The sequence below is a fragment of the Desulfosarcina sp. genome (assembly GCF_041551955.1).
GTDB lineage: Bacteria > Desulfobacterota > Desulfobacteria > Desulfobacterales > Desulfosarcinaceae > Desulfosarcina.
Window position 1 is genome coordinate 1 of record NZ_JBFELV010000441.1, and the last position, 4151, is coordinate 4151.

Here is a 4151-nt window from a genome sequence, read left to right on the forward strand (position 1 = left end):
GATTTCTTGTCGACGTCGACCTCGGCGTTCAAGGCAGACATGGTCGCATCGTCGAACAGACCGGACAAGGTATTCAGATGACCGGCAAGCTCCGGATGTGAATCCAGGGTCTCCTTGCGCACGGTCGGCGTAATCGCATAGGCTGGAAAGTAATTTTTTGTATCCTTGAGCACACTGAAATTGAACGCCGGGATACGGCCATCGGTTGCAAAAACAAGTCCTACATCCACGTCGCCATCTTTCAGGGCCTTGTACACCAACCCGGTATCCATGCGCTTTACGGCCGAACGCGGAAACTCGAAGCCATAGGCTTTCTGGAGCGGTTTCAAGCCGTCGTCCCGTTTGTAGAACTCAATGTTACATCCCAGGGTCAAATTTTCACCGGCGTTGAGTTTGTCTGATAGATCTTCCAATGTCCTGATACCTTTTGCGTCAGCATCGGCCTGGCGGACGGCTAAGGCATACGTGTTGTTTGCGGCTGAAGCATTTAGCCAGACAATACCGATGCCCGCATCTTTCGACTTCACCGCCTCATAAATCTCCGTACCCGGCTGATTGGCAAACTTATTTTTATGGAAATTCAGAAAAGCCGTACCGGTGTATTCCCAATACAGGTCCACTTGCTTGTTTTCCAGCGCTTCACGCACCAGCGAGGTTCCCATTCCGGTTTTGAGTTCAACCGCATAGCCCTTGGCAGTCAAATACTGCCCGGTGATTTCAGCCAGAAGCAGTTGTTCGGTAAAGCCCTTACCGCCAACAACGATGGAAGCAGCCGATGCTGTTTGCACGGCAATAGCCACAATCAACAAAATCGTTACCACACTGAGTTTTTTTAATGCGTTTTTCAAGTTCATGTCCTCCTTCATAAGGTTATTCTTGTGCAAACCGTTGGGGGTTTACGCCTTTCGGTATAAGCCAAAACTGCAGCCTTGACAGAACGAAATCCGTCAAAATCGCCAGCGCTGCAACTGATAAGGACCCGATTAACAAAGAATTGAATTCATTGAGTTGAATCCCGGTAAAGATATACTCTCCCAGGCTGTCGGCGGCGATCAGGGTGATCAGGGGGCTGGTGCCGACATTCAAGGCAAAGCCGGTCCGAATCCCCGCGGAGATGACGTACAACGCATTGGGGATTTGGACTTTCCATAAAATCTGTTGATCGGTCATTCCCTGCCCCCGGGCGGCCTCGATCATATGTTCCGGCACTTCACTGATCCCCTGATAGGTATTTCTGACCACGGGTAAAATGGTGACGGTGACCAATCCAATGAATGCCGATTTAAAGCCGATCCCCGTCAGGGTCATGATAATCGCCAGAATGGCCAGGGTGGGTACCGCCGAGAGAATATTGAAACCCTGGGCGAACATTTCCGCATACCGCTTGAACCAGGGTCTCGTCATCAGGATGCCGGAAGCGATTCCCAGCAACGAGGCCGTGATGCCTGATGAAAAGACGATGATAACATTTTGCCTGAGCAGATAGATCCAATCCTCATAGGTATCCCGGAACTCCTCAATCAATCCGGTCGATTCGGAAAAGACGCCGAACAGATAGACCAGTGCCAGCAGGATATACAGAAATAGCGTCTTGCTTCTTCTTATGAGCTCTATGGCGCTGTTCATGAATCCATCCTAAGAAATGGTGTCGCCTTGCTTGCGGGGCGCTTCACCCAGCAGACTGGCAATGATGTGCTGCGTGATGTAGCCTTTGTAGGCGCCGTCATCGTCCACTACCGCCAGCCAGTCGCTTGCGTGGGCATACATCTGCGACACGGCGTCGTGCAGGTTGTCATTCACATGGATGGTACCGGGTATCGGATCGATGTACTCACTGACAATGCCACGTTGATCACCCTTGATCTCTCCCTTGGTAATATAGCCCCGTGCACGACCCCGCGGCCCGACCATCACCGCTATATGGGCATTGTTGATGCGCATCTCTTCAGCCACTTTTTCCAATGAATCGTCAGACTTGACGGTCATTAAAAAAGGCATGATTGCATCGGAGACCTTAATGAGCTTGAGCCGCTTCAAGGCGCGATCCGTTCCGACGAAATCTTTGATGAATTGGTTGGCCGGGTTTGAGAGGATCTCATCCGGCGTATCACACTGCTCGAGAACGCCCTCGCGGAAAATGGCAATTTTATCTCCCATTTTTACCGCTTCGTCGATGTCATGACTGACAAACAGAACGGTTTTACCCAGCTTCGAATTCAGCTTCAAAAATTCATCCTGAATCACTGCTCGATTAATGGGATCAATGGCGCCAAAGGGCTCGTCCATCAGCATCACAGGGGGGTCCGCAGCCAGTGCGCGGATCACACCTATTCGCTGCTGCTGGCCACCGGAAAGTTCTCTCGGATAGCGCTTTAAAAAGATATTTGGGTCAAGGTTAACCATCTCCATCAATTCACGCGCCTTGACCCTGCTTTTTTTCTTGTCCATTTTCAGCAGATCGGGCACCACACAAATGTTGGCTTCGATGGTCATATTGGGGAACAAGCCGATTTGCTGGATCACATAGCCGATTTCACGCCGCAATGTGATGGGGTCAAGATCGTCCGTATCCTTGCCGGCAATATAGATTTTTCCGGATGTCTTGGGGATCAGCTTGTTGATCATTTTCAAGGCCGTGGTCTTCCCGCAACCTGACGGTCCCAGAAAGATACAAATCTCACCTTCGTCGACTTCCATGGAAACGTTGTTGGCGGCAATGACCGGCTCTTTCCCCGGCACTTCGAAATGTTTGGTCAAGTTTTCAAGTCGAATCATGACAACGCTCCACGCAACCCTTTAGGTGTCAGCATTTTTTGAATAAATAAGAAGAGGTAGTCCGCGACGATCGCCAGCAGAGAAACCGCGACGGCACCGACGATCAGTTTGATGCTGTTGGTTCCGGTAATTCCTTCATTGATAATGGCGCCCAGGCCTCCTGCCCCGATATACACGGCAATGGTGGCAACAGCGATATTCATGACCACAGCCATCCTGACCCCGGCCATGATGACGGGAACGGCAAGCGGAATTTCAACTTTCACCAGCCGCTGCCGATCACTCATGCCCATGCCTTTTGCCGCTTCACGAAGGGCGGGATCGATATTGTTAATGGCAGTATACGTGTTGCGAATGATTGGCAGCTGGGAATAAAGGAAAATGGCGATGGCTGCCGGCCAGAATCCGATGCCTCGGTCAACCAGGGATAATATGGGAATCATCAGGCCAAACATGGCCACGGAAGGGATCGTGATGATCACCGAGGCGACATACAAAACCGCGTCCGCCAGTTTCTTGTCTTTGGTGATCAAGATACCGATCGGCACCCCGGAAAGAATTGCAGCCCCCACGGATATACTCACCAGATAGAGATGTTCAATGGTCAGCCGGATAATGGTGGGGTAATTACTGCCAACATATCGGATAATATCTTCCATCAATCACCTATGATTCTTTGTATATGGGTGGCAGCAGAAATTGAGTCGTGTGGTTTGCAACCGACGCCATCGAAAGATCGAGTTGTGTTGGACGAACCTTGCAGATGGTAATATACGCCGATCGAATGGATAACACTAGCTTGTCATATTTTCCTTTTTGGGTCAATAAAGCGCACAGCGCCCAATCAGCGTTCGAGCGTTCGCTCAAAGTTTTTTTAACCGGGAAGGATGCACTCAAGGCACCGATGTAGAGTGGTTTTGTCGGCAAAAGATGGCAAGGTGCCATGGGGACCTATCTGTCGGTCGGTCGCTTCTTTTTTCAACGCTTGTCGAGTGACACGATATCCGCCCGGCCTCTCCCATCCATCGCTATGGTCAGGCGGCAATCATCCGAGGGGCTGTCTCGACTGCACCTGGAGCGTCAGCGCTGTATCCGCCGGCACCGATTTGATTGGCCAATGCTTGGGTCACCGGAGCACCGCCGATGATGATCCGGGTAGCCATACCTGCCGCCTTGACCGTACACGCCATTCCTCGCGCTGCTTACAATAGAATGTTGTATTTTCCCCGGATCGCTTGATCGATGTCTTCCGGAATATAGGGCGCCTCCGTGGCCTCCATGATCTTGCGGGCGATACCCTTCGCCCTCTGACGGGTGTCCATCGATCCACCTTTTTCCCATTGATGACGACTCTTGCGATCAGAGACGCCGTTACC

Annotated in this window: 6 protein-coding genes; all 6 read right to left on the reverse strand. The window is 51.3% G+C overall.

Annotated features, from left to right (window positions below; genetic code table 11):
* Nucleotides 1-848: glycine betaine ABC transporter substrate-binding protein (locus ABYV26_RS22020; protein ID WP_372683508.1), on the reverse strand; the 848-nt coding region annotated here is incomplete at its 3' end.
* Between the two features lie 22 nt (nt 849-870).
* Nucleotides 871-1626 (reverse strand): ABC transporter permease, encoded by a 756-nt coding sequence (locus tag ABYV26_RS22025; protein ID WP_372683509.1) that lies wholly within the window; start codon nt 1624-1626, stop codon nt 871-873.
* A 9-nt stretch (nt 1627-1635) separates the two neighbouring features.
* Nucleotides 1636-2775, reverse strand: coding sequence for an ABC transporter ATP-binding protein (locus ABYV26_RS22030; RefSeq protein ID WP_372683510.1), 1140 nt, complete (start codon nt 2773-2775; stop codon nt 1636-1638).
* Entirely contained in the window at nt 2772-3434 is a 663-nt protein-coding gene (locus ABYV26_RS22035) for an ABC transporter permease (RefSeq protein ID WP_372683511.1), read from the reverse strand. The genes ABYV26_RS22030 and ABYV26_RS22035 overlap by 4 nt, the downstream gene beginning before the upstream one ends.
* Nucleotides 3435-3809: 375 nt before the next feature.
* Nucleotides 3810-3965: a hypothetical protein gene (locus ABYV26_RS22040; protein WP_372683512.1), complete on the reverse strand. Its 156-nt coding sequence runs from the start codon at nt 3963-3965 to the stop codon at nt 3810-3812.
* Between the two features lie 12 nt (nt 3966-3977).
* A partial coding sequence (locus ABYV26_RS22045) for a trimethylamine methyltransferase family protein (RefSeq protein WP_372683513.1) occupies nt 3978-4151 on the reverse strand: 174 nt, incomplete at its 5' end.

What these genes read in the sequence shown, in the direction of transcription:
- ABYV26_RS22025 (WP_372683509.1), bottom strand. Translation starts at nt 1,626, where the DNA reads ATGAACAGCGCCATAGAGCTCATAAGAAGAAGCAAGACGCTATTTCTG.
- ABYV26_RS22030 (WP_372683510.1), bottom strand. Translation starts at nt 2,775, where the DNA reads ATGATTCGACTTGAAAACTTGACCAAACATTTCGAAGTGCCGGGGAAA.
- ABYV26_RS22035 (WP_372683511.1), bottom strand. Translation starts at nt 3,434, where the DNA reads ATGGAAGATATTATCCGATATGTTGGCAGTAATTACCCCACCATTATC.
- ABYV26_RS22040 (WP_372683512.1), bottom strand. Translation starts at nt 3,965, where the DNA reads ATGGCGTGTACGGTCAAGGCGGCAGGTATGGCTACCCGGATCATCATC.